Source organism: Desulfurococcus sp., from assembly GCF_049970475.1.
Lineage (GTDB): Archaea > Thermoproteota > Thermoprotei_A > Sulfolobales > Desulfurococcaceae > Desulfurococcus > Desulfurococcus amylolyticus.
Genome location: NZ_JBMFMW010000001.1, coordinates 15,500 through 39,238 on the forward strand (window position 1 = coordinate 15,500; position 23,739 = coordinate 39,238).

The following is a 23,739-nucleotide window of genomic DNA, read 5'->3' on the forward strand; positions in this document are numbered from 1 at the left end:
CTAACCCTCTATGGTTTTCAATATCATGGATAAATATTCTCTCAAGTCATCCACGTTTTTAACAATGTTGTTTTCGAGTAGATAGACCAAATACTCGTCACCAATAGATGTCTTAACCCATTCAATAAGGTATTTCCTCACATGTTCATCCAGTATCTTTTTATCTACAAGTTCATTCTCTATTATAGCTAGTAACTGCCTGTAGTTCTTGAAGCTCAGGGGCACTATATTGCCGCTAAATGGATCGGTCACTATGTAGGGGGAGGCCTCTTTTCTTGATTTAACTACTTCAAGCGCTTTCTTGAACTTTACCCCTACCGGTGTAAGTAAGTATAATCCATCCCTGGATTCAACAAGGCCTTTTTCCTCGAGTTCCCTGAGGTATCTTTTAATAGTTCTAGGCGAGATACCCATCCTGGATGCAAGCTCATGAATCGTGACCCCTTTCTCATCTATGAATTCCACTAGTTTAATATTTTCACCCATATATTTCGCCTAAAAATTATCTAACTTTTCCTAAATATATAAACCTGTATCAATATTCCGCTAGTAACAGTTTTTCCTTGTCTAAAAATCTTATTGATATAATCATTGAAATAAGTGAAGCAAGTAAGAGTACGGTGAGGCTTACTACAACCATTAACATCCTACCATATATATACCCCTGTATTACCAGAATGCTGTGAGTGTAGGGTATAAGCATTAAGGGATATAGTATCGATGCTGGGAGCTTAGGGAAGTCGATCATCCAGCCAACTATGAAGAATATCACTCCAAGCGATGTCACGATCCCAGCTATATTACTGGCGCTCCTCAACCCCCGTGTCCTAGCTATGAAGGGTGTTGCAATCGATATTGATACCAGTATTGTTAGGAAGGTTGTAGCTATATGTAGGAATATCAGCACTGGATCCATTACTATGAATATGCTGCCGCCGAGAGCCATTATCAATAGGATGAAGTACGCTAGTATCCCACCTAGATCCGCTAGAGATGCAAGTACTCCGAGAAATGACGCCACCAACAGCTTCGAGGAGAATATTTCGGTGATGGATGCCGGGCTGGTTAGTAGCATTTCAATAGTCTTCCTCTCCCGCTCCCCAATTATCCCGTCAATCACGTATGATGAAGCCGGGGTTACAACGAATGAGAAGCTTAACACTAGTAGGCGGGCTATAATACTCTTCAATTCCTCTTCAGCCCCCACTGTTGAACCTATAGGTGATACAAGCGTTACTGTTCCAACTACAACGGGGTCTCTCAGCGCATTAACATCAAAGGTTTCCAAACCTGCTAGCTTAGCAAGGGAGTCGAGTTTCTCTCTTGAAAGCTGTGAGGATAAGTAGCCTATATACCCCCTTACCAAACCTTCTGCTTGTTCAGCTGCACGAACATTAGCCCTCCTAATGATCTCTATTGATGCAACCCTGTCAATACTTGTAGCATTCTCCGAGAACCCTTTCGGTATAATTATTATTAAATCAATGCTTGAATTCCGTAGTGCATACTCTCTATTACTGTACTGGTATACGTTTAACCCGGATCTAGCAAGGTACTCTCTTACATCTTCCACTAGCTTGCTGGATGACACCGTTATATTCAATACTGGAGACGTATACGATGTGGAATCCTCATCGATCACGGCTATATTCACTGGTTGCTGGGTCATCAGGGTGAATGTGAGTAAACCTATAAGTGGTAGTGAGATCAATGGTAGGAGGAACGTGGTTAACAGGGTCTTCTTATCCCTTGATAACTCCTTCAACTCCTTCCACAGTATCACCTTAATCATCTCGTTCCGCATCATTCCTCCTCCCCCACTATCTTGGTGAAAACCTCCTCCATATTCGCTGCATTATACTCCTCTATCAATTTTCTAGGCTCTCCCTCGGCGACTATCTTCCCCTTGAATATTAATCCAACCCTATCACACAGATACTCTATTTCAAGCATATTATGGCTACTTAAGAGTACTGAGGCACCTGTTTCAACAACATACTGCTTTATCATCCTCCGGATAGACACGCTTGCATGCACGTCGAGCCCGCTCGTAGGTTCATCAAGTATAGCTATCTTAGGCCGCCTCATGAGGACAATGCCGAGGAGGAGACGGCGCTTCATCCCGTGGCTATACCCAATGGTTTCCTCGTTTAACCTATCGCCCAGCCCAGTTATCTTGACACCGTACTCAACTATGGACTTCACGTCTCCACCATAGAGTCTAGCGTAGAAGTAGAGGTGTTCAAGGCCTGTTAGTAATGGATATGTGCTGGCCTCTTCTGGTAGATAGCTTATCAGCTCCCTAGTCTTATCGAAGTCCCTATAAGGGTCGAGTCCATACACTTTCACAGTGCCCCGTGAAGGCTTAACTATTCCAGCTATTATCCTTAGAATGGTTGTTTTACCAGCTCCATTAGGGCCTATTAACCCATATATCTCCCCTGGTTTTACTGTGAAGCTAACGCCTTTCACTGCATGGACATCATCCCCGTAGATCTTGTGTAGATCAGTTACCTCTATGGCGTTCATGAGCTGATCCCCCATGTCTTGAAGGGGTGGCTTACTGGTTTCCCGCATCCATTCGGGGTTACATCTTTCATCTGCTGGGCACTCGGGGTGATCAGAGATCCCTCTCAATGCTTGGTTGCAACCCCCATCATCCAGCTATAATGCAAGCACTAAACCTATAAACATTTCATCCTCCTCCTAAAGAACGCTGCCTTTAACTGTAATCATTTATCCCTAATTGAATAGCCTTCCAGGAATACTTTTAAATCCAACCTATTATACTATTCTCTCAAGGTGTTTAATACTTGCTTTCCGGGAAGATAAAGAATGCCATAGAAGATTTTCTATCAAAGTACGGGGAGAAGGCATTTATCGTTTTAAAGACGGCATATAATATTTCAAGGGATCCAAATATAGATCACAGGCTAGGTGATTTCAGCTACAAGCACCTGGTCTATAAACTAGCTGAGACAGGCATTGCATACAACCCGGCTAATCTACTGAAGGTTATGGAGAAAAACTACGGGATAATAGAGAAATCCTATGCATCCAAGAATCAGACATGGTGGAGGTTCAGCGATATTGATGCCGTGAGAGAGGTGTTGGAGAAATCGATTAACCCGGAGACCGGGGATGATCCCCGTATAAAACTCCTAGTGATAAAATACAGGAGCCTGGAGCCCTGGAACCTCCTCAGTATTCTCCGCAAGCTGGCTCTTAAAGAAAGGTTCAACGAGGTAGATAAAGAGGTGTTCCGTAAGCTAGCCTTTAATGACCTCGAGAAAATAGCGGGTATAATAAAGGAGATGATGTACTATGAGGAAGTATTCTCAAACGAGATCAAGCTACTCAATGAGATACTGGAGTTGGCTGAACTGGTGGCCGGGAAGCTGGAGAAAGCATATGTATCATCCCCGGTTAACACGGTTGCACGAAGTATAGAGGTATCATGGAGAAATGATCATACATGAAATTATATGTGGGAAAATACTCGTTTCTTTAAGAGGCTTATTAGCCCATAAACTAAGTGATCAGGGATTAAGCCAGCACAAGATATCGAGGCTACTCAATGTATCCCAACCCATGATAAATAAGCTCCTGAAGAGGCCTGTTGAAGAATATCTCAGGGAGCTCGAGATGCTGGGTATAGAGAGAGGGATTGTAGAATACTATGTAGAGATACTATGCAGCATTGCCTTCGCGCAATCCCTGGAGAAATTCGTGTTCACAAGCTACCAGGTAGTCAACACGCTCGCCCTTAAAGCCCTATGCTCTCAGCAAGACTTCTCAAATATATGTCAAGGCGGGGTATTTGTTGACCCGGATATAGAGTACTATAAAACGGTTTTATCAAGGTTACTTAGTATTAAAGGGCTCCATAAACTCATACCAGAAGTGGGCTCAAACCTAGTCTACACATCGAAGGCTCCTTCATCAATCATGGATGTAATAGGGTTAACCGGTAGAATAGTTAAAACACTCGGCGGAGTAACCGCTACAGGTGAACCAATGTATGGTGGGAGCCGGCATTTATCAAGGATATTATTACTAGTGATGTTGCATAACCCGGTGAAGAAATACGGGTTTAATACCAGGTATGAAGAGGCATACCTCAGCAGCTTCAACAGGCTTGGATTGAGAACAGTGATAACAGGTCCCCATGAGAACCAGGAGGAGTTCTGGAGAAGAATCGGGGAGGTATCCAGGTTAAAGCCCGATATCATAGTGGATCTAGGGGGCAGGGGTCTCGAGCCCGTGGTGTACGTGTTTACAAGCAGTTATGAGGAGCTTGAAAGAATCCTGGTTAACCTGGTGGAGGCGTGTCCATGAGCCACGATATCTGTATTATAGGGGGTGGAGCTGTAGGATCCACGCTAGCTTATTTCCTCTACAGGGCTGGTGTGACAGATATACCCGTGTACTTTGGTCATGAGGAAACAGTTAGAGCAGTTCTAAGGGAGAAATGGGTGAGGGTTTACGATAAAGTTGAGAACCGGGATTACATCGTGCCGATAATACCTAGACACTATAGTAGCCCCATTGATAAATGCAGGTTTATCTTGAACACGGTTAAAGCATACAGTGTACCGGAGACGTTTAGGCTAATGGAGAAAATCATGGATGTCGGCGGAGTAATCGTGATGCTTCAGAATGGAATAGGTAGTTTAGAGCTTGCTGAGGAAAGATTTGGTGTACGAGTAGCCGGGGGAGTGGTCTACTTCGGTGCCGAACGCGTCTCACCTGTTTACACAGTGTATCATGGGGGCCAGACGGTCATAGCAGGGTGTAGGCATGGCTTATGCATGGAATTAACAGAGTTGAACAGGGTGTTTAAGCTGGGGGGCCTCGAGTTCAGGGTTGTATCGAATATAGACTACTACAGGTGGTTGAAGCTGGCTTTGAATGCCGTGGTCAACCCGTTGACAGCTATCTCCAGGTCTAGAAACAGTATAGTGTTATCCAGGCCAGGGCTGGAGCTGGCCTCATTGATCCTTACTGAATTCATCGAGGTGGCTGGTAAACATGGCTTCAGATTCGAGCTTAACAGATTGCTCGAATACGTGGTAAACAATGTGAGGAGTACAAGGGACAATTACTCCAGTATGGCTCAAGACGTGTTGAATAAGTCTCCTACAGAAATAGACTTCATCAATGGCTTTATCGCTAAAGAACTCGGGGGAGGCCCCTCTATTAATAAAATCATAACCCTAATGATACACCTCATCGAGGAAAGCAATAAGTCTAAGAATAGTGTCCAATAGCCATGAATTATATCCACTGGCTTAATTTAAATAGATCAGAACCTGATAGTGAAACCCGGTGTCAGCCTTGAATACAAGGGTAACGGTTAGAGACATAGTTAAGATGAAGGGGAAAGAGAAGATAGCAATGGTTACAGCCTACGATTATACAACTGCTAAACTGGTTGATCAAGCAGGCATAGATATAATCCTCGTCGGTGACAGCGTTGGAATGGTTGTCCATGGATTAGATACAACGATACCTGTAACAATGGATATGATGCTACTACACGTATCCAGCGTCGCAAGGGCAAGGCCCCGCGCCCTTGTGGTAGGGGACATGCCATTCCTCAGCTATGAAACCAGTATCGAGGATGCAGTGAGGCATGCAGGCCTCCTCATGAAGGCGGGCGCTGACGCCGTTAAGCTGGAGGGTGGATCCGAGTTAAGCGATGTGGTGAAAGTCCTTGTGAGAGCCGGCATACCTGTCATGGGGCACATCGGGCTGACCCCTCAGAGATCATTCCTTATAGGTGGTTATAGGAAACGTGGTGTGAGCGAGAGGGAGCGGGAGAAGATACTAGAGGATGCGAGGGAACTAGAGAGAGCCGGAGTGTTTTCAATGGTGATAGAGTATACGGCTGCTGATGTAGCCGACGAGGTAACAAGAGAGGTCAGCGTACCCACTATCTGCATTGGAAGCGGGCCTTTCTGTGATGGACAGGTATTGGTTATTCATGACCTACTGGGATTAACAGAGAATCCACCTCCATTCGCTAAAGCCTATGCCGACTTAAGAAGCATCATAGTTAACGCTGTCAAGGAATATGTTAGGGAAGTGAAGAACGGGGTTTTCCCAGAGGAAAAACACTACTTCTACTCTAAAAAACAGTAGGACTGCCTGCTTATTGATAAACTTTCAAGTGCTCCAGCTATTATGGATGCTTGGATGTGCTTTCCCACCGCAATGACGACCAAGCGGTACCCATCATGAAGCCCTCGACGACCCCGCGAGCGGTGAACGGGTGCTGAGAGGGAAGCCCGTGCACAGAGAAGCTAAAGCAAAATAATAGACACAGGTAAACCACTTATTCTCTTTTCCTCAGCGAGATCCTCAGACCCAGTATGACTATATCTCTGTTGAATACAAGTATAGCAATTACCATTAACAATATTGACACGGTTATGGCTATCGAAATAGATATCCACGCATAGATATATTGTCCTGAGAGTGATGCATTAATTAATACAAGTGGTATAGATATAATCGTTAAACCGGATAGGATAGATGTCGCCATGTTTAACGGCATACCCATATAGATTGTTGCGAATCCTACACCCATGAATAACAGTATTATGGGTGTGGAGAGGGCACCGGCGATCCTTTCATCAGCGACGACTGCGCCTATTATTACGCCAATGGCACCTGAATATATCAGACCTAGGATTATTACAAGTATTGATACCAGGATATTTCCCGTTCCCCCTATACTGATCACTGATTCAACTAGGTTTATTGATGATTGATTACCTAGGGCTGTGCCAGCAGGTATAGCTGAGACCAGCATCAGGAGTAATGCGATCATGTAAGCTGCCCCCATGATCACTGATGTAGTGACGGAGCCGATGATCTTCGCTATCACGACACTTCTACGTGGAATAGGTTGAGCAAGCAGCATTTCAAAGGCTTTCTCAACTTTCTCTATAGCTGTTGCCTGGGCGGCGTAAGTAGCATTTATACCTACTATTATACCGATCACCACGGGTATAATGGAGAACATGGTCATAAAACTATTGAACTCGTTGGCTGTGAGGGTTTTATCATATACCCTTACATAGCTTTCAACCATGACCGGCCTACTAGGCGGTATGGATATATTATATAATACGCCTGTAGCCGCTGGAAGCATGTTGGATATTATTGACGCGATTCCCTGTAGCATGGATATCCTTGCCTGTCCTGTGATCGGTGAGAGATTATCTATTTTGACCCCTCCCTTAAGCAATATAATGCTTCCTGACTGTGTAGCGTTCTCAGTAAACCCTCTTGGTATAACTATTGCTACCCCAGTTTTATCAACGGCTTCTTCGAGGCTCTGGTAGATACCTATAGAACCATTAGTATATTGTGAAAGCATTGATATGAGGCGGCTCACTAGCTCGGTGTCCTCCTCCTTGACTATCCCTATAGATATGCTCAACGACTCTTTCACAGCTGACTCTATGCCGCTTCTCATAATGCTTCCCAGCGACACGTAGAACACCACTAGTATAATTATCGATGCTATGAAAGCCGGATTCTTTAGGAAGTTCTTAATCTCCCTTATAACCAGCGGCTTCAAGGTCATCTATGATCATCCTCCCCTGTTTTCAGCTTAATGAATACCTCCTCTAGATCCCTCCCACCAGTCTTACTCTTCAACTCCTCTATAGTTCCCTCCGCTATTAGTTTACCCTTGTAGAGCATGCCTACTCTATCGCATAGCCTCTCGACTTCGAGCATGTTGTGGCTACTTAAGAGTACTGTTACGTTGAACTCCCTATTATACTTCCTGATCAATTCCCTGATGTATATACTTTTCTCCACGTCTAGGCCGGATGTTGGTTCATCAAGGATCATTAGCTTAGGCTTTGAGGCGAGAACCACGCTTAGGGCCAGTATCCTCTTCATGCCCTTGCTATATGTTCTCACAGGCTTCTTTAGATTACCCCCTAGATCACTTATTTCCACGGCTTCCTCAATCGCTTTCTCAAACTCTCTACCATTATACCTCAGGGAGAGCATGAATTTAATGAAGTCTAATCCCGTTAAATCCCTGTACGCTCCTGCTTCTTCAGGAAGGTAGTTGATTAGTTGTCTCACCTTCAACGGGTTCTCTACAACGTTGACACCGTAGACTAGTGCCTCTCCTGAAGTAGGCTTGAGAAGCGTTGCTATTATGCGTAGAGTAGTTGTCTTCCCGCTTCCATTAGGGCCTATTAACCCATATATCTCCCCTGGTTTCACAGTGAAGCTGAGCTCTTTGACTCCTATGCTTCCCCTGCCATATATCTTTGTCAAGTTTACTACTTGAAGCGCGTAGTTGCTGGAATGGTTCAACCCGGCCACCACTATATCTAATTGAACCAACAGTATTTAATTAAGTAAGCTATTAATTTAGAGTAATTGTAAGTATTCACTGGGTGATCTCCGTGAAATATAAGCTACTCTACTTAGTGCTCGACGGCATGAGCGATAGATTAAGTGATCCAACTACTACATTAGAGAACAGTGTGAAACCAGGCTTGGACTGGATAGCCAGGAATAGTAAGTGTGGATTAATGTACACGGTTGGCAAGGGCATCGCACCTGAGAGCGATGAGGCAGTCATCTCTATACTTGGATACGATCCCCATGAGGTTTACACTGGTAGGGGTCCTCTAGAGGCTCTCGGGGCTGGTTTAAGCATTAATGAGGAACACGAAGTCGCGTTCAGGGCTAACTTTGCAACTATAGATCCATCCACCTACACGATCATTGATAGAAGAGTTGGCAGGGGCCTCACAACCAGTGAGGCACGTGAACTGGCTAAAGCAGTTGATGGATTAGAGCTGGGAATATACGATGGATATGCTAGAGTAGTGGCCACTATAGGGCATAGGGCAGTAGTTGTCATAGGTAGCAGGAGTCACAGGCTCTCACCAATGGTGGATAATAATGACCCGGCTTACAGGAGACACGGTATGGTTAGCGTGGCCGTGCCCTCCCCATCGAAGCGGGTGCCAGAGATAAAGCCCCTTGAGGATACCCCGGAGGCAAGGGTAACGGCTGAGTTAGCCAACGTGTTCTTTAAGAAGGCTGTTGAAATACTCTCGAAGCACCCGGTCAACATCGAGAGGATTAGCAAAGGGCGTCTACCGGGCAACGCTATACTCATGAGGGATGCTGGTAGCAGAGTGCCGAGGGCGGTTAAGCTGCCCGAGAAATACGGGTGTAGGTTTGCAGTGTTAGCCGAGATGCCTGTGGAGATCGGTATAGGTAGGGCTTTCGGTGCTGAAACCATAATCATGGAGCCTCCGACGGGGGACCCGGCTAGAGACTACAGGGTAAGGCTGAAAGCTGCTCTAGATGCTCTTAGAGAAAACGATATAGTCTACGTGCACTTGAAGGGACCTGATGAGCCTGGGCATGATGGCGACTTGGAGTTAAAGAAGAAGAGGATTGAGGAGATAGATAAGTATTTTATACAACCACTCATCAATGAGATAAGGGATAGATATGCATTAATTGTTACAGCTGATCACGCTACACCACCAAGCGTTAAATCACATACAGATGACCCTGTACCAGTTGCATTCTACATGCCCGGTATTAAGCCCGATAACGTGGAGAAGTTTACAGAGAGGGAGTGTAGTAAAGGAAGCTTAGGGCTCATCCAGCATGGGTGGATGCTCCTGCCTAGAGTAATCACGGAATTCCTCTCATAGGAGTCCGGGTGTGTTTTTTGAAGATCAAGATACCCCTCCATGTCTCAGGCTTATGGATCCCCTCTATCTCGTCAAGTTATCTTGAGACAGGTAGCTATGGTGCTGGATTAAACCTAGCCATGTATATAGAGGCCGATATAGTTGATGATAGAGAGTGCGGCATCTACATAAATAATGCTAGGGTTTTAGGGGAACAGTCAATGGAGATATGCAATAACACTGGTACTAGTATCTCAGTAAATGCATATTCACCCGTCTCACTGGGCAGGGGCTTCGGGATATCGGCTGGGTTACTCATAGCACATGCCCTGGCATCGTATCACGCATTAAAATATTCATCAATGAAGGCTCTTCAATTAGCACACGTCCTTGAAGTAAAATACTTAACAGGCCTCGGCGATGTGTTATCCGAGTATACAGGGGGGTTCGCTATACGCTTGAAGCCAGGGGCTCCAGGGGTGGGCATAGCCCATCGAGTCGTGGTTTTCGAGAAACCAGTACTCATTGTTGGCGAACTCTCAAGTGGTGAATCCACACAGGTGATGCTCTCCCGGATAACCAGCGAGCTATACGAGGTAGCGTTTTCATACTATAAGAAACTCGTGGAAAGCGAGGACTTACTCGACTTCTTTAACTACTCCCAGTTATTCACAAGGAAGGTATTCGATTACAGTGTAGTCGATAAAATACTGAGTGGTAGGAAGGGTATTATATCGTATTATCTTAAGAAATCCGCCCTAATCATCTGGGTTGAAAAAGAGTATGCCAGCGAGATACACGAGTTATTAAGTAGCAACGGGATAAAGGCATTTGAGACAACGATATCTGATAGAGGTGTAATGGTTGAGCATCCCGGCTAACCATCCACGTAGGGAAAGTCTACTCATAAGGGAGAAACTAGTCGAAGGATATAGGAGGAATATTGTCGCGTTAGAAGGGTTGATAGCTCATGGAAGAGGTGAGTGCTTCGATTACTTACTCGGTGAGAAAACACATGGATTCGCTTTAAAAGCGATTAGAGCAGCCGTTGCACACTTACTCCTGGCCAAGCACCCCGTGATATCAGTCAACGGCAATACAGCGGCCCTGGTTCCACGTGAAATAGTGGAGTTAGCCGAGGTTACTGGGGCAAAGCTCGAGGTAAACCTCTTCTACAGAACCCGTGAAAGAGAGGAAGCCATCGCCAAACACCTCATGGAGCACGGGGCACGTGAGGTATTGGGGGTCGGGGACGATGCATCAGCCACCATACCGGAGCTATTTAGCGAGAGAAGACGCGTCAGCCCTAGAGGCATATTGATCGCCGACGTGGTATTCGTCCCCTTGGAGGACGGGGATAGAACCGAGGCATTGAGGAAGATGGGTAAAACAGTTATAGCGGTGGACCTGAACCCTCTTTCCAGGACAGCCCGTATGGCATCTGTCACAATAGTTGACAATATTGTTAGGGCAGTACCATTAATGATTAAGGAGGCTATACAACTGAAATCAATGAGCAGGGATAAGCTGGAGGAGATAGTTAGGAACTATGATAATAATAGGGTACTCCAAGAGGCATTGGAGACCATACTGGGGAGACTCAGAGAGCTATCCTCTTCCCAACTAATTCTACGGCCATATTGATAATGCATCCAAGCAATGATATCTGTGAAGAAAATACCTGGTATATGGAGCGGTTCATATAACAATAAATATAGCAGGCCCAGATAGAATCTAGTGGTGGATATCTTGAAGCAATGCCTTAAGATAGGGGGTGTGTGCATAGGGTTCTATGGCGAGGATTTAGTAGCCATCGTGGAGTCATTCACAAACTCGTTTTCACGCCGGTACCTACCCGATCCCCGTCTCTGCGAGCACTGCAATAGTAGAGGTATAGAGGTGTCATGGATAAGGGGGCAGGGTTTTAACGTGGTTGCTGCTGAATATTATAATTCATCCGGCCTCCCGGATAGATACATTGTGGAGGGTGGACCGGTAGAGCCATATGTTAACGAGTCACCGGTCTTCTTCCTGCTTCAAGCGTTATCCAGGAGGCTCTTGCTGGAGAAACGGGTTGTTTTAACTGATTCTATCACTATACATATACCTGGCACCGATAAAGCCATACTGTTACTAGGATATCCTCATACAGGTAAAAGCACTATTGCAAGTATAGCGTATTCAAGAGGCTTCAATCTGCTTTCAACGGAGAACACGGTGGTAGAGGCCTCGGATAATGGACTCTACGTAAAATCCGGTTCCTCAGTGCTTGTCTACGATCCCAGGGTCAAAGACTTGTATGAGGTGAGAATAACACCCCAAGGGAAGACGAGGCATGGTTACGAGATAATAGATATCAACAATAGCGACCGTGAGAAATTATTTGAGAAAGGCGTAAGGATATCATCAATCTACATACTACACACGAGTTTCTCGAGTAGCGGTGTGTCACTGGAACCCGTTAAAGGGAGGAAGATTAGTAAGACTCTATGGTATTTCGCTACAGGGGTGTTGAAAGGAGTCGATTTCTATGAGCCAGCTCCACTGGATATGCCGTTGAATGGGTTGAAAACATATCTCCTCGAGTTCCTTAATATAGTTAGAAGAATGTATGAGGACAGGGTGTTCGAGGTATTTGGTTCCCCCCTAGAGGTCTTCAATGAGATCACTAGGGTTCGGGTCTGGTGAATACCTGTGATTGCCTGTAGATATTTCTGGCTACCTGCTTCACCCCATTATTTCTTATTCCCCCGCTCTCTCCGGCCTCATCCTTCACAGTAGGGGCACTCAGGGGTGACCCCGGCACCCCGCATACACTTGTACAGCCTTCAGCCAGATGTTTATCGCCCCCCACAGAGTCTCTATCCATTTTCAAGCCACATTTTGTACATATGGCTACTCTGCTAACATACCCTAGCCTGCTCCCACACATCGAGCATGTCGACGAGGTGTTCCTGGGGTCTACGAATACTATTGGCGCGTTGTATTCGACTGCTTTGCTAGCGATAGAGTAGACTAGCCCCCTATATGCGAGTCTTGCCAGCTTCCACCTAACGCTATTGTTTTTGCTGTTTACGTTTTCCATAAGCCCGTTGAGGCCTTCTAAGACAATCTAGTATACCCACTCAGAGAATACCGGGGGAAGCTGAAGAAACCACACGGGGGGAAATAAAAGTAATAGTCATCAAGGAAAACGAGTGAAGATGCTAAGAGAATAAAACACATCCAAAACATCTACAAGGAATTCAGAAAGTATTTAGAACCCGCAACAGGCTTGAAGTCTCCTCGATATAAAGTCTCCTATTATCCTGGCGACCTCGGGTTTAAACCTGGTGCCTCTATCCATGATGCCTCCTTCAGCCACTGCAACGATCTCGAGCATCTCCTTCCCGAAACCGGCTTCACTCGATAACACGTTGTTACCTATGACGAGGTCAGCTCCATAATCACTTGCCTTCAGAAGGGTTTTCTCAACAAGCTTCTCGCCACCACATGTTTCAGCAGCGAATGCTACGACTATCCTTGGCCTATTGGCAATGGATTTAATGGTTTTCGGGGTTTGCTCCAGTCTTACCTCAAGGTATGGTTTATCCCTGGTCGATATCTTCTCCGGTGATGAAGAAGCCGGTTTATAGTCTGCTGGGGCAGCCGCGAATACTGCTGCATCATATATTGTCTCATTTGTTAGCTCCCGTATTTTATCAGCCATATCACTCGTTGTCTCGACATGGATGCTTTTAACAAGGTATGGGGGTTTCACAGTCATCGGGCCGTGTACCAGGTCTACCCTGGCTCCTCTGCAAGCCAGTTCCCTGGCTATTAGGACACCCATCAATCCGCTGCTTGGATTGGTTATTATCCTCACCGGGTCTAGGTATTCCCTTGTCGGTCCCGCGGTAACTAGTATCCTCCGGTTCTTTAAGTCTACTCCCCTGTTAACTATGGCGTCTATGCAGTGGGATAAGTCATCTAGGGGAGGATACTTGGCTTTATCCTCTTCTATTAACGGAGGTATTATCACAGCCCCATATTCCTCTAGTTTTCCAGCAGCGTTCTTGTATTGGGGAGAGCTCATTAAGCGGATGTTCATTGCTGGCACTATTATCACCTTCTTACTAGACCCCATCATCGTGGTGGCTGTTAGTGTTAGTAGTTCATCAAGTATACCGTACGCGATCTTCCCCATAGTGTTCAGTGTTGCAGGCGCGATAACCATTGCATCAGCCCATTGTGCTAGATCTATATGCTCTGTTTCCCCGCTCATCTCGTAGAATGGTTTACTACCGGTAGCCCAGTGAACTAGGTCCACACCTATGAGTGAAAGCGATCTCCTCGTCATTACAACTCTAAGATTGCCCCCCATACGTATGAGTCTCCTGGCGAGGTCTATTGATTTATATATTGATGAGCTAGCCGTTAAGCCGAGCAGTATGTTCCTACCCTGGAGGGGTTGATGGAGAAACCTTGCAAGCTCTTCATGGGCCAATTAAATCCCCGATTAGGCTTGATACCTTAAACACTATTTATAAATCATACGAGGGGCTTTAATACACTTAGGGTCATGGCTATGAGCACGGTTACCTCGTATAGTGTTGACGAAATATTTAACCTAGCTGTTAAGAAGTTATCCATGGAAGCTCCAGGATACAGGGTTAGAAACGCGACCAGCGATGATATAACCAGGGTTATCGAGATAAACATGGTTTCACTACCAGAGCATTATCCAAGGAGCTTTTTCGAGGAATTATATGAGGAATATGGGAAGGCCTTCTACGTTGCTGAGGCACCTAATGGTGAAGTAGTTGGTTATATTATGACGCGTGTAGAGTGGAAACCCGGCTTCTTCCATAGGTTTATCGCTAGAAGTGGACACGTTGTAAGTATAGCTGTTCTCAAGGAGCACCGGGGTAGAAGCCTCGGGTATGCTTTAATGGCTTACGCTATGAAGTCCATGTATTATGATTACAAGTGTAACGAGACATATCTGGAGGTAAGGGTATCAAATAACCCAGCTATCTCACTATATGAGAAACTAGGGTATAGAAAGGTTAAGGTGGAGAAAAACTATTACCTAGACGGCGAGGACGCGTATGTGATGGCTAGAGAGCTACCCTAGGAGTGTTTGCCTGAGAATTATTTTTATGGTTTTTATAGTTGTTCCCGGGTTCGTCATGATAGGACTTAGAGCCCTCCACGATGGTTCATCCGCCGACTGGATTTGCGGTCTTCTAGAACTTAAAGCTGGTTAATATAGGAGTAGTGTTTTAACCTGGTTCACCATTTTAAACTAAAACTAGGGAAATGGGGGTTGGAAATGGAGTATAAGAGTATCGCTGAGATAATGAGCAATGATAAAATTGGTTCACACGTCTGTATAAGGGGCTGGATATATAGGAGGAGTGTTGTAGGTGGTAAAGCATTTATCAGGGTAAGGGATTCATCCGGGGTAATACAGGTTGTAGTTGATTCAGCCAGGCTTGGAGAAGCCCTTGTAGACGAGTTAAAGGATATAGGCTTGGAGGCGAGCGTTGTTGCTTGTGGAACTGTTAGAAGGGAGGAAAGAGCACCCGGGGGATACGAGTTAGATGTCGACTTCTTTAAAATCATAGGCTATAGCCGGGACTTCCCGATAAAGGGTGGCGAAGGCATAGAATATCTCCTGGATAACAGGCATTTATGGGTAAGGAGCCCAAGGTTCACGAAGATATTTAGGATAAAGCACACGATTCTTCAAGCCGGCAGAGAATACTTCACGAGGAATGGCTGGTGGGAAGTCAACCCGCCGATATTGACTGCATCAGCCTGTGAGGGCGGTGCAACGTTATTCCCCGTTGAATACTTTGAGTCTAAGGCATACTTGAGTCAGAGCGCGCAATTATATCTAGAGGCACTTATCTATGTTCTCGAGAAAGTATGGAGTCTAACCCCGAGTTTTAGAGCCGAGAAGTCTAGGACTAGGAGGCATCTCGCCGAGTACTGGCACCTAGAGCCTGAGGCAGCATGGTACGACATGGATGACATGATGAAGGTCGCAGAGGAGCTGGTATCGCATATTGTGACCAGGGTACTTGAGGAAAGGAGGAGTGAGCTAGTAGACCTGGGTAGGGATATCGAGAAATTAAAGCCTGCAATGGAGACGCCCTACCCACGGATAAGGTATGATGAGGCGATAGAGATACTCCAGAAGAAAGGAGTTAATGTTAAATGGGGCGATGATCTAGGCGCGGATGAGGAGAGGATACTCACCATGGAGTTCGAGAAACCGTTCTTCGTGACACACTTCCCAAGGCAGATAAAAAGCTTCTATATGAAGGTTGATCCATCAAACCCCAATGTAGTACTCGGCTTCGACCTCTTAGCGCCTGAAGGATATGGTGAAATAGTTGGTGGAGGCGAGCGTGAGGACAGGTATGATGTATTATACCAGAAGATCATAGAGCAAGGATTGAACCCAGAGGACTATAAATGGTACCTGGATTTAAGGAAGTATGGAAGTGTGCCTCACAGCGGATTTGGATTAGGGGTAGAAAGAGTTACGATGTGGATTACTGGGCTGGATCACATAAGGGATACACTACCGTTCCCCAGGTTCAGGGGAAGAATCTACCCGTAGGCTAAAGGGTGTATATATCGTTGAATACTAGGATCGGGGATGAGGTGCTGAATAGGTTAAGGAAGGAGTATAAGCTGGATGCGGATGAATTCGTGGTATCTGAGAGATGTATTCAAAGCAACCGGTTGTTTGAGATAATCACGGCTGTAATTCTAAGCCAGAACACTAGCGATAGAAATGCATGCAGGGCGTTGCAGAAGCTCAGGGAGTTAACCGGTGGAGTCATCACGCCTGAGACAGTGCTTTTGCTACCGGTTGATAAACTAGAGGACGCCTTGAGACCAGCGGGTATGTATAGGAATAGGTCTAGGGTGATCAGGGAGCTCGCCTCCGTGTTTAACCAGGGTGGCTTCCAGGAGAGATTAATCAGCGAGGTGAGTAGGAGTAGTGTAGAGGAGGCACGGAGACTACTCATGGAGCTACCTGGTGTCGGCTGGAAAACAGCGGATGTCGTGTTATTAAGGTATTTCAGAAAACCCGTGTTCCCAGTTGACACGCATATAACCAGGATAACAATGCGGATGGGTTTCACCGGGTCAAAGAGCTATAAGCATATATCGCGGTTCTGGATGGATAATACATCCCCCGGGAACTACCTGGATCTACACTTGTATCTTATAACACATGGTAGGAGAACATGCAGGGCGCGGAAACCCCTTTGCAATAAATGCGTCTTGAGAGACATGTGCAAGTATGGGGTTGACACTCTCGATGACAAGAGGTAGCTTACTAAAGGAATTAGCGAGAGAGATACTTGGAGAGGGGGTTGCCGAGAAGGTCTGGAGAAGGGTTGAGTTCATAGGCGATCTCGCATTAATCAGGACACCGTTGGATATGAGCCCTGAGGAGTTAAAGCCGTTAGCCCTTGAGATTCTGAAGCGCTTTAACTTCGTTAAAAGCGTATGGGCAGCTATCCCAGGAGTAGAGGGGCCTTATAGGCTGAGGAAACATGTGTTGCTGGCGGGAGAGGATAGGAGTGAAACGCTGTATAGGGAGCATGGCTGCGTCTTCAAGGTGGATATAAATAAGGTATATATATCTCCCAGCTTAAACTACGAGCACTATAGGATCGCTAAACTAGTGGCTCCTGGTGAGACGGTTTCGAACATGTTTGCTGGTGCCGGGTTGTTCAGTATAATAATAGCTAGATACGCCAAGCCGAGGAAAGTATACAGTATAGATATAAATCCATACGCATACCACTACATGGTTGAAAACGTGAGGTTGAACCATGTGGAGGACGTGGTCGAACCCATCCTAGGCGATGCTGGTGAGGTAGTGAATTCAAGGCTCACTAATACAAGCGACAGGGTGTTAATGCCGTATCCTGAACTGGCCCTCGACTATCTCGACAAGGCATTGATGGCGTTGAGGGATGGAAGAGGATGGATACACGTGTATCTACATGTTAAAACGGCGAAAGGGGAGCATTATTTAACCAAGGCTGAACAACTAGTGGCTGAAAAACTTGCCTCACTCGGTGTGAGAAATTATGATATTTCAAGTAAGAGGAAGATAAGGAATGTAGGGCCACGTACTCATCAAGTAGTAGTGGATATTAAAATATTGTAGAGATTATAGAGATATCATAACCAGGTGTGTTTCATGAGGGTGCTTAGAGTATTTTACGTGGCACTAGTAGTGGTTCTCCTATGTTTACAATACGCAACCCCTCTTATCGTGCACGGGGAGATAACGCCTCGTGAGACATGCAGCATTCTCTACTTTATCAATGCTATAAAAGTCTATAACTCCCTAATCAACGATACCCTACTGCTTGAGACACCGCAGAATATCACGTTAAACACCGGTCTTCGTCAGGAATCCACCCCTATATACGTGTACAACCTTGGGTTCAATGAAACCCTGGGATCATATGTCTTCAATGTCTCAGCTGGTAATGGCTTCTTCGGCTTCTTCATCTCAAGGATTAAAGTGTGCTATAGTGATAACTCAATGATACTCGGATACTATAGGCTTGCATTAAATAATCCAGGCTACAGCATAAGCAATGAAAGCATACCAGGCGACATCACCACGGAGTACGTGAAAACACCATATAGTAGGGTTATAGAGGTCGTGGTGCCGGCTTTCGAGGATTGGTTTAAGAACAGGTATAATTCATCAGTGTACTCAGCAAGTAAGCTCGGGATAGCGGTTAATGCCGCCTACTTTATATACACAGAGTACTTTACATATAATGCATCATCTCTCCCGAGGACTATTGATGAAGTAATCGAGTCCAGGCAAGGAGATTGCGATGACATGTCGCGTGTACTAGTTGAGCTACTCAGCCACTATAATATACCGGCTATAATAGGATACGGCTACGTGTATATCCCGGATTTAAAGCTTGAGACAAATCTTGGAAACGTCACATATTACTATGTGTACAACGGCCCCCACGCCTTTGTCCTAGCCTATATTCCAGGCCTTGGATGGGTTTCACTGGATTTCCTCGCCAGCTCTCTACTTGAATACCCCTTTGTGTTCGAAGGATACACACGTGAAACAATTGTAAATGAGTCTGAGGTTCAGGAAGTAGTGGACTTCCATAAGAAAATATCAGCTACCCAGGTCTTCATCGTGGTTGATGAGGAGAAATACAGGAATATGTTTGGAGAATCGATCAGTAGTCTTCCTTCGAAAATAGAGAAATATATTGAGGGAGTATCTGGGAGGCCCGATGAAACCACCGTGTCCAGTTCCACTACAACTACTCGATCAGAGGCCTCTGCATCAACCACCACGGTAACGAGGAATAGTGAGCCAGGTATCAGAGGCCCCGGCTCCGCGTTAATAGCTATAATGCTATTGTCTGTGTTAGTTGTAGCCGCGGGGATAGCGCTGGTTCGGAGAAGTACTACGTCTTCTTCTTTCTTCTCTCCTTCTCTCCTGTTTCAACCTCATATACCCTGATTCCTACGCCGAGCAGCCTCATCAATACCGCCTCGATGAATCTTATGTGCGAGCCCTTCTGACCCACGAAAGCGCCATATCCTTCGCTGGATACTTTAACAGCTAGGTTGGGGCCGGCGAAGTCTACATCTATGATATGCTTATGTATCCAGCTTACCGGATGCATAGCCCGTATCAATGGCTTAAAGTCAAGTGTTAACTCTACGGCCCTCAGCTTGTAGCCGGTGTCTTTCTCTATCCCGGTAATTCTCTCACCGCCTTTACCAATGAGCCTGCTTATGTATCCTTCCTTGGTAATGATCAAGGCATCTGGCACACTATCCTCTGAGATACCGTGCTGCCTCTTAAGCTCAACGAATTCGACTACGGTCACTATGTCTGCATCTGGCGCCCTTATTCTTGCTGCTTCAAGTATCTGTTTCTCTGCTTCACTGAGGGCCCTGGCTCTTACCCTGGACTCTAGTAGTAGTTTAATCCCTCTCCTAGCACCCGGCCTCACGATATCTTTTAATCCTAGATCTATCACTTTCGCTGAGTCCTCTCCGAGTAATAGCTCTCTAAGCATGCCCGCAGAGTCTCTGCTACCAGTTGTCCTCTGGAACACTGGGTCTCCAGCTATTATTAGCCTACTGTTCCTACCTATCCTCATAACTATCTCGATAGCGCTTTCAACCGGTATGCTCTGCGCGTCATCGAGGAATATCACCGAGTCATCGAATGTCCTGCCGCGTAGATAATGTGAATCCGTTATAACAATCAATCCCTTATCCATTAACTCTTTGATGAGGCTCCACTCAGCTACACCGGATATTATATCCTGTATGTATGAAGATGCCAGTTGATAATATAGATCGCCCAGGTCCGCTGTAGTAAGCTCCTTACCTGTAACAACATCTATGAGGGGACGTGATATTATGAACCTCTTATACCTATTGTTCACCACCGAGTCTATGCCGTACAGTATACTTAGCAGGCTTTTACCCGATCCCGTAGGGCCGAATAAGCCTATTATCTCATACTTTTTATCGCTTAAAGCATTTATCACCTCTTCCTGACCCGGTGTCTGAGGGCTTATCTTACCAAATATATTAGTAGCCATAACCTTCACCCTGTGTCCTATGATATAATGGTAAAAATATACCAGGGTTATTAAGGATCCGACCTCCTCTCCACCCTGAAGGACAGGGCCTTCTAGTTATAATGGGGAGTACTGTATATGTTTCCGAGACAACGATCACCAAGTACGGGGAAGACGGGGTGGCAATATACTTGCCCAAATAACACTAGGAGAAGCTGGGGAGGTACCATGGGGAAGGGTTAGGGTGCAGGTAGTGATAGAATCAGGATAGCTATGTATAGCCTGTAGTAGCTAAAACGCCTGTAAACTTTTCAGTTAGTTAACAGACCGTAATAGAGTCTCCAGCTTTCCCCTGATATTTTCTTCTTTGATCACTGAGAAAGCCTCCACATGCCTAAGGGTTGAATCTATCTCCCTAGATAGCTCTTTCTTCGATACCCCGCTTATCTCGAGTGCTTTGGACAATAGATCCATATTAATGACGTCTGCCCATGAGAATAACAATGTGATGCCGTAGGTTATATATGGGTATAGTCTTAGAGACAATAGCTTTACTATCAAATACTCCAGTTGTGGTATGTAGAATTCGAAAGCCTCGTCCATGTATTTCACTGGGGATTCAACTATCTCGTGATCCAGGTTGTTTTTCTCGGCTTCAATCACCAGGAGAGGCATGGTCCTAGTTGAGACAGCAACAATCCTGTTTCCCACTAATTGCTCTCTTGCCTTCGAGTATTCCTCCTGTATGTTGAAGGACTCTAGTAGCATATATAATGCGTCATCAAGGCATGATGAGGATGCGAGGACCCTTATCTCTGATAAAGGATTTACTAAACCATATAGGCTTGTCGCCACGTCATTTAAAAAGACAACAATGCACCTATCTCCAGCAAGCCTCCTTGATATCAGAGTTAAATTATTGAAAATGGTTAAAGGTATGTAGGGCTCCAACTATACTGCCTCTATTGGTGCGGTTAGATACGATATCCTCCCGTTTCCTATCTTAAACTCCATTTTGAGAGGCATTTTACTAGCGAATTCCAGTGTAACCACGTCTGAGACCTCTGTAATACTGAGGATCGTGGAGAGCTTTACAACGTCATAGATGGATTTAGACGGCTCCTTCACATCCATGGATAACAGAGCTGTTGAACCAGCTGCGAACTTGACCTCGACCTTTCCAGAGCCCACTGCCCTGAAAACCATTAGATCATTTGATGGGGCATCTATCTCAATAAGGCTTCCCACGCTCTCAACATCTTCAAGGGCCTTCTTCACGTTTGATGAGACTAGTTGAGCTGATACCTTGAATTCCAGGTTGAATTCAGGTATCCCGGGTACTGCGACATCTAGGTTCCTGAACTTGAACCGTCTTTTCGCGACACTGCTGACAGTGAACTCTATGAACTCTCCATTTGACTCTATGATAAGGTTCTCGCCTTTCCTAAGGTGTTTTAGAACTTTTTTGATATTGCTGATTGAAACCCCCAGGATTTCCTCGCTATCTACAGTGTACTCGAGAAACATATCGGCTGGTAGGAAAACCTCGATGTAGGATGATTGATCAACGTCGAGTGCTTTAAGGGAGACACCGTTACTAGTAACTGTAAACGCGACTTCATCGGCTAGTTTTCCAACGGACTCGATTATTTTCCTGAATATTTTCGCTTCAGGTAAAACCATCCTCACCATGTTATTCTCCCTATCAATAATACTAGTGTCTAGAATTATAAATGATTTTAAGTTGAGAAGTATTTAACTACCTCCTCTAGCTCGTTCTCGTCTCCCTCAATGATGATTTTCACTGGTCCCAGTGGTGATTCTTTCTCACTATCTATTAGCGAGAGCTTCCCAGCGTATGCAGCCTGCTTATGTAGTAAAAGAGTTATTGAGGTAGCGGTCCTGTACTTGATAAGGTAGTTTTTCAGAGCTGGCTCAACCTGTTGGGTTTTCGCGAGGTTTTTCAATGGCTTCAACGATTCAATAGTGGGGGAGACCCCTTTAACCACCCTGTACTTGTTGCCTAGTTCCTGGATTATTATATCCCCGGCGAAGATGTTTTTCACAGCCTTCTTCACCTTCTCAGCGTCCTCGGTTGGCCTTACCTCGGCTTCAACTATTATTCTAACCATGTTTCTCCACCACTTCCCTCAGTATTCTAACGGCTTCTTTTTTAGCATCCTCGATGCTTGACTCATTAACTATCATGTAGTCGGCTAGAGCTATCACGCTGCCTACACCGAACTCCAACTCCGTCATATCACGCTTAAGGAACTCACTGTATGAAGCTGGATCCCCGGGCCTCTTCCTCTCCAGCAGCCTCTTGAACCTTGTCCTTGGTGAGGCATGTACTGCTATTATAATGACTTCGCCGTGCCTCCTGAATTCATTCACCTCGATAAGGCTTCTAACGCCATCTATAACTACGGCGCCCTCCTTCTCTCTTATCCTTTCAATTGTTTTAACAGCTATAATGTTGTCGCCGCGCTCTCTCCGTAGATCCCTTGACGTGGAGACCATGAGCTCCGGTGTGATAATGCCGTATCTTTTACTCGTCTCTTCCCTTACAACATCGCCCATGGTGTAGACAGGTAGGCCGAGGCCCCTTGCTACTTCAACAACCACGCTCTTACCGGATCCAGGCATCCCCACGATTAGAATGAATAACATGAATACTACACCAGCTGGTTTAGGATAGTTAATATATTTTGGAGGCGTTTTAATGTTTCATAGAGTTGGGGGTGGTGTCCTTGAGCGGTGAGATCATAAGGTGCTTCATAGCCATCGAGCTGAAGAATCAGGAGGTCCTGAGAAGACTCATCGAGGTAAGGGATAAGATAACTGCCACCGGGGTGGATCTAAAGCCTGTTGAAGACGAGAATATTCATTTAACCCTGAGATTCATTGGTGAAGTACCACGAAGCGTCGTTGACGAGGTGTGCGGCTTCATAAACACGATCTCATACAAGGGGTTCAAAATACATGTTAAGAACATAGGGGGCTTTCCAAGTCTTGAGAGGCCAAGGGTGATCTGGGCTGGGGTTGAGGAAGGGAGTGATGAGTTATTGGAATTATACAGGATCGTGGAGGCTGGGTTAAGGAGGATTGGTATTAAACCTGAGAGGGAGGAGTTCACTCCACATATAACCCTAGCAAGGGTCAAGGGGTATAGGGGTATTGAGAAACTCGTGAAGACGCTTATGGAGCTAAGGGGGACGGACTTCGGGTATTCACCGGTTGAGGAGGTAATAGTTAAGAAAAGCGTCTTAACGCCGCGTGGACCAATATATAGCAATATATGCGTGAAAAAGCTTGCCTAGCAGTGGTGGATTATTGAAATGACTGCCAGCGAGATCGAGGAGGCTGTGCTTAAAACAATCAAGCCCAGCAGGGAGGAGTACGAGCATGTACTAGGTGTATACCGTGTGATCGCC

26 protein-coding genes are annotated in these 23,739 nt (G+C 45.6%); 14 read left to right on the forward strand and 12 right to left on the reverse strand.

What is annotated here, in order from left to right; all coding sequences use genetic code 11:
• The 3 genes from ACP5N5_RS00060 to ACP5N5_RS00070 are packed head-to-tail and all read right to left on the reverse strand — an operon-like array spanning position 1 to position 2,529.
• Positions 1–486, reverse strand: coding sequence for a winged helix-turn-helix transcriptional regulator (locus ACP5N5_RS00060; protein ID WP_012608016.1), 486 nt, complete (start codon positions 484–486; stop codon positions 1–3).
• A 49-nt stretch (positions 487–535) separates the two neighbouring features.
• Positions 536–1,807 (reverse strand): ABC transporter permease, encoded by a 1,272-nt coding sequence (locus ACP5N5_RS00065; RefSeq protein ID WP_428130847.1) that lies wholly within the window; start codon positions 1,805–1,807, stop codon positions 536–538.
• The gene (locus tag ACP5N5_RS00070) at positions 1,804–2,529 is read right to left on the reverse strand and encodes an ABC transporter ATP-binding protein (protein ID WP_428130894.1); all 726 of its coding nucleotides are present in this window, start codon (positions 2,527–2,529) and stop codon (positions 1,804–1,806) included. The genes ACP5N5_RS00065 and ACP5N5_RS00070 overlap by 4 nt, the downstream gene beginning before the upstream one ends.
• Positions 2,530–2,813: 284 nt before the next feature.
• On the opposite strand from ACP5N5_RS00070, the gene ACP5N5_RS00075 reads away from it, so the two are divergent.
• The 4 genes from ACP5N5_RS00075 to panB all read left to right on the forward strand — a co-directional run bounded on the left by ACP5N5_RS00075 (position 2,814) and on the right by panB (position 6,144).
• On the forward strand, positions 2,814–3,479 hold the full coding sequence (locus ACP5N5_RS00075) for a hypothetical protein (protein WP_012608012.1): 666 nt from the start codon (positions 2,814–2,816) through the stop codon (positions 3,477–3,479).
• The gene (locus ACP5N5_RS00080) at positions 3,466–4,338 is read left to right on the forward strand and encodes a thiamine-phosphate synthase family protein (RefSeq protein WP_428130853.1); all 873 of its coding nucleotides are present in this window, start codon (positions 3,466–3,468) and stop codon (positions 4,336–4,338) included. Before ACP5N5_RS00075 ends, ACP5N5_RS00080 begins: the two co-directional genes overlap by 14 nt.
• Positions 4,335–5,270, forward strand: coding sequence for a ketopantoate reductase family protein (locus ACP5N5_RS00085; protein ID WP_428130856.1), 936 nt, complete (start codon positions 4,335–4,337; stop codon positions 5,268–5,270). The genes ACP5N5_RS00080 and ACP5N5_RS00085 overlap by 4 nt, the downstream gene beginning before the upstream one ends.
• A gap of 67 nt (positions 5,271–5,337) precedes the next feature.
• Entirely contained in the window at positions 5,338–6,144 is an 807-nt protein-coding gene (panB, locus tag ACP5N5_RS00090; protein WP_083757824.1) for a 3-methyl-2-oxobutanoate hydroxymethyltransferase, read from the forward strand.
• Between the two features lie 193 nt (positions 6,145–6,337).
• On the opposite strand, the gene ACP5N5_RS00095 is transcribed toward panB, so the two are convergent.
• A complete protein-coding gene (locus tag ACP5N5_RS00095; RefSeq protein WP_428130862.1) occupies positions 6,338–7,597 on the reverse strand; it encodes an ABC transporter permease in 1,260 nt (419 codons plus the stop codon).
• Complete coding sequence (locus ACP5N5_RS00100) at positions 7,594–8,283, reverse strand: ABC transporter ATP-binding protein (protein WP_428130896.1); 690 nt, start codon at positions 8,281–8,283, stop codon at positions 7,594–7,596. The genes ACP5N5_RS00095 and ACP5N5_RS00100 overlap by 4 nt, the downstream gene beginning before the upstream one ends.
• 158 nt (positions 8,284–8,441) lie before the next feature.
• On the opposite strand from ACP5N5_RS00100, the gene ACP5N5_RS00105 reads away from it, so the two are divergent.
• The 4 genes from ACP5N5_RS00105 (at position 8,442) to ACP5N5_RS00120 (ending at position 12,383) form a co-directional block, all read left to right on the forward strand.
• On the forward strand, positions 8,442–9,716 hold the full coding sequence (locus tag ACP5N5_RS00105) for an alkaline phosphatase family protein (protein ID WP_042667265.1): 1,275 nt from the start codon (positions 8,442–8,444) through the stop codon (positions 9,714–9,716).
• Between the two features lie 8 nt (positions 9,717–9,724).
• Positions 9,725–10,576 (forward strand): pantoate kinase, encoded by an 852-nt coding sequence (locus tag ACP5N5_RS00110; protein ID WP_428130865.1) that lies wholly within the window; start codon positions 9,725–9,727, stop codon positions 10,574–10,576.
• Positions 10,560–11,339 (forward strand): 4-phosphopantoate--beta-alanine ligase, encoded by a 780-nt coding sequence (locus tag ACP5N5_RS00115; protein WP_428130867.1) that lies wholly within the window; start codon positions 10,560–10,562, stop codon positions 11,337–11,339. The genes ACP5N5_RS00110 and ACP5N5_RS00115 overlap by 17 nt, the downstream gene beginning before the upstream one ends.
• Positions 11,340–11,435: 96 nt before the next feature.
• Positions 11,436–12,383 (forward strand): hypothetical protein, encoded by a 948-nt coding sequence (locus ACP5N5_RS00120; RefSeq protein ID WP_428130898.1) that lies wholly within the window; start codon positions 11,436–11,438, stop codon positions 12,381–12,383.
• On the opposite strand, the gene ACP5N5_RS00125 is transcribed toward ACP5N5_RS00120, so the two are convergent.
• Both ACP5N5_RS00125 and coaBC read right to left on the reverse strand, forming a co-directional pair.
• Positions 12,364–12,807, reverse strand: a complete 444-nt coding sequence (locus ACP5N5_RS00125; protein ID WP_428130900.1) for a zinc ribbon domain-containing protein — start codon at positions 12,805–12,807, stop codon at positions 12,364–12,366. The two genes, ACP5N5_RS00120 and ACP5N5_RS00125, sit on opposite strands and share 20 nt — an antisense overlap.
• 144 nt (positions 12,808–12,951) lie before the next feature.
• The gene (coaBC, locus tag ACP5N5_RS00130; protein ID WP_428130871.1) at positions 12,952–14,181 is read right to left on the reverse strand and encodes a bifunctional phosphopantothenoylcysteine decarboxylase/phosphopantothenate--cysteine ligase CoaBC; all 1,230 of its coding nucleotides are present in this window, start codon (positions 14,179–14,181) and stop codon (positions 12,952–12,954) included.
• Positions 14,182–14,262: 81 nt separating this feature from the next.
• Here coaBC and rimI point away from each other — a divergent pair, with 81 nt between their 5' ends.
• The 5 genes from rimI (at position 14,263) to ACP5N5_RS00155 (ending at position 19,227) form a co-directional block, all read left to right on the forward strand.
• Entirely contained in the window at positions 14,263–14,811 is a 549-nt protein-coding gene (gene rimI, locus ACP5N5_RS00135; protein ID WP_156915414.1) for a ribosomal protein S18-alanine N-acetyltransferase, read from the forward strand.
• Between the two features lie 198 nt (positions 14,812–15,009).
• Positions 15,010–16,308, forward strand: a complete 1,299-nt coding sequence (gene asnS, locus ACP5N5_RS00140; protein ID WP_428130876.1) for an asparagine--tRNA ligase — start codon at positions 15,010–15,012, stop codon at positions 16,306–16,308.
• Positions 16,309–16,328: 20 nt separating this feature from the next.
• Positions 16,329–17,033, forward strand: coding sequence for an endonuclease III domain-containing protein (locus ACP5N5_RS00145; RefSeq protein WP_428130878.1), 705 nt, complete (start codon positions 16,329–16,331; stop codon positions 17,031–17,033).
• A complete protein-coding gene (locus tag ACP5N5_RS00150) occupies positions 17,020–17,880 on the forward strand; it encodes a class I SAM-dependent methyltransferase (RefSeq protein ID WP_428130880.1) in 861 nt (286 codons plus the stop codon). Before ACP5N5_RS00145 ends, ACP5N5_RS00150 begins: the two co-directional genes overlap by 14 nt.
• Positions 17,881–17,913: 33 nt before the next feature.
• Positions 17,914–19,227, forward strand: a complete 1,314-nt coding sequence (locus tag ACP5N5_RS00155; RefSeq protein WP_428130882.1) for a transglutaminase-like domain-containing protein — start codon at positions 17,914–17,916, stop codon at positions 19,225–19,227.
• Here the strand turns inward: ACP5N5_RS00155 and ACP5N5_RS00160 are convergent.
• The 5 genes from ACP5N5_RS00160 to ACP5N5_RS00180 form a co-directional block, all read right to left on the reverse strand.
• Entirely contained in the window at positions 19,172–20,326 is a 1,155-nt protein-coding gene (locus ACP5N5_RS00160) for a PhoH family protein (protein ID WP_276814983.1), read from the reverse strand. The two genes, ACP5N5_RS00155 and ACP5N5_RS00160, sit on opposite strands and share 56 nt — an antisense overlap.
• Before the next feature lie 294 nt (positions 20,327–20,620).
• Positions 20,621–21,256 carry a hypothetical protein gene (locus ACP5N5_RS00165; protein WP_042667281.1) on the reverse strand — a complete coding sequence of 212 codons (636 nt, stop codon included), beginning with the start codon at positions 21,254–21,256 and terminating at the stop codon, positions 20,621–20,623.
• Positions 21,257–21,997 (reverse strand): DNA polymerase sliding clamp, encoded by a 741-nt coding sequence (locus ACP5N5_RS00170; RefSeq protein ID WP_428130886.1) that lies wholly within the window; start codon positions 21,995–21,997, stop codon positions 21,257–21,259. It abuts the gene before it with no gap.
• Between the two features lie 47 nt (positions 21,998–22,044).
• Positions 22,045–22,437 (reverse strand): RNA-binding domain-containing protein, encoded by a 393-nt coding sequence (locus tag ACP5N5_RS00175; RefSeq protein ID WP_012607992.1) that lies wholly within the window; start codon positions 22,435–22,437, stop codon positions 22,045–22,047.
• Positions 22,430–22,975 carry an AAA family ATPase gene (locus ACP5N5_RS00180; RefSeq protein WP_042667284.1) on the reverse strand — a complete coding sequence of 182 codons (546 nt, stop codon included), beginning with the start codon at positions 22,973–22,975 and terminating at the stop codon, positions 22,430–22,432. Before ACP5N5_RS00180 ends, ACP5N5_RS00175 begins: the two co-directional genes overlap by 8 nt.
• Positions 22,976–23,049: 74 nt before the next feature.
• Between ACP5N5_RS00180 and thpR the strand changes: the two genes are divergently transcribed.
• Positions 23,050–23,625 carry an RNA 2',3'-cyclic phosphodiesterase gene (gene thpR / locus ACP5N5_RS00185; RefSeq protein WP_428130892.1) on the forward strand — a complete coding sequence of 192 codons (576 nt, stop codon included), beginning with the start codon at positions 23,050–23,052 and terminating at the stop codon, positions 23,623–23,625.
• The last annotated feature ends 114 nt before the right edge of the window (positions 23,626–23,739 follow it).

Excerpts from the sequence above, each read along its gene's own strand:
- ACP5N5_RS00060 (WP_012608016.1), bottom strand. The coding sequence starts at position 486 with ATGGGTGAAAATATTAAACTAGTGGAATTCATAGATGAGAAAGGGGTC.
- ACP5N5_RS00065 (WP_428130847.1), bottom strand. The coding sequence starts at position 1,807 with ATGATGCGGAACGAGATGATTAAGGTGATACTGTGGAAGGAGTTGAAG.
- ACP5N5_RS00070 (WP_428130894.1), bottom strand. The coding sequence starts at position 2,529 with ATGAACGCCATAGAGGTAACTGATCTACACAAGATCTACGGGGATGAT.
- ACP5N5_RS00080 (WP_428130853.1), top strand. The coding sequence starts at position 3,466 with ATGATCATACATGAAATTATATGTGGGAAAATACTCGTTTCTTTAAGA.
- ACP5N5_RS00085 (WP_428130856.1), top strand. The coding sequence starts at position 4,335 with ATGAGCCACGATATCTGTATTATAGGGGGTGGAGCTGTAGGATCCACG.
- ACP5N5_RS00095 (WP_428130862.1), bottom strand. The coding sequence starts at position 7,597 with ATGACCTTGAAGCCGCTGGTTATAAGGGAGATTAAGAACTTCCTAAAG.
- rimI (WP_156915414.1), top strand. The coding sequence starts at position 14,263 with ATGAGCACGGTTACCTCGTATAGTGTTGACGAAATATTTAACCTAGCT.
- asnS (WP_428130876.1), top strand. The coding sequence starts at position 15,010 with ATGGAGTATAAGAGTATCGCTGAGATAATGAGCAATGATAAAATTGGT.
- ACP5N5_RS00150 (WP_428130880.1), top strand. The coding sequence starts at position 17,020 with ATGACAAGAGGTAGCTTACTAAAGGAATTAGCGAGAGAGATACTTGGA.
- ACP5N5_RS00155 (WP_428130882.1), top strand. The coding sequence starts at position 17,914 with ATGAGGGTGCTTAGAGTATTTTACGTGGCACTAGTAGTGGTTCTCCTA.
- ACP5N5_RS00160 (WP_276814983.1), bottom strand. The coding sequence starts at position 20,326 with ATGGCTACTAATATATTTGGTAAGATAAGCCCTCAGACACCGGGTCAG.
- ACP5N5_RS00170 (WP_428130886.1), bottom strand. The coding sequence starts at position 21,997 with ATGGTGAGGATGGTTTTACCTGAAGCGAAAATATTCAGGAAAATAATC.
- ACP5N5_RS00175 (WP_012607992.1), bottom strand. The coding sequence starts at position 22,437 with ATGGTTAGAATAATAGTTGAAGCCGAGGTAAGGCCAACCGAGGACGCT.
- ACP5N5_RS00180 (WP_042667284.1), bottom strand. The coding sequence starts at position 22,975 with ATGTTATTCATTCTAATCGTGGGGATGCCTGGATCCGGTAAGAGCGTG.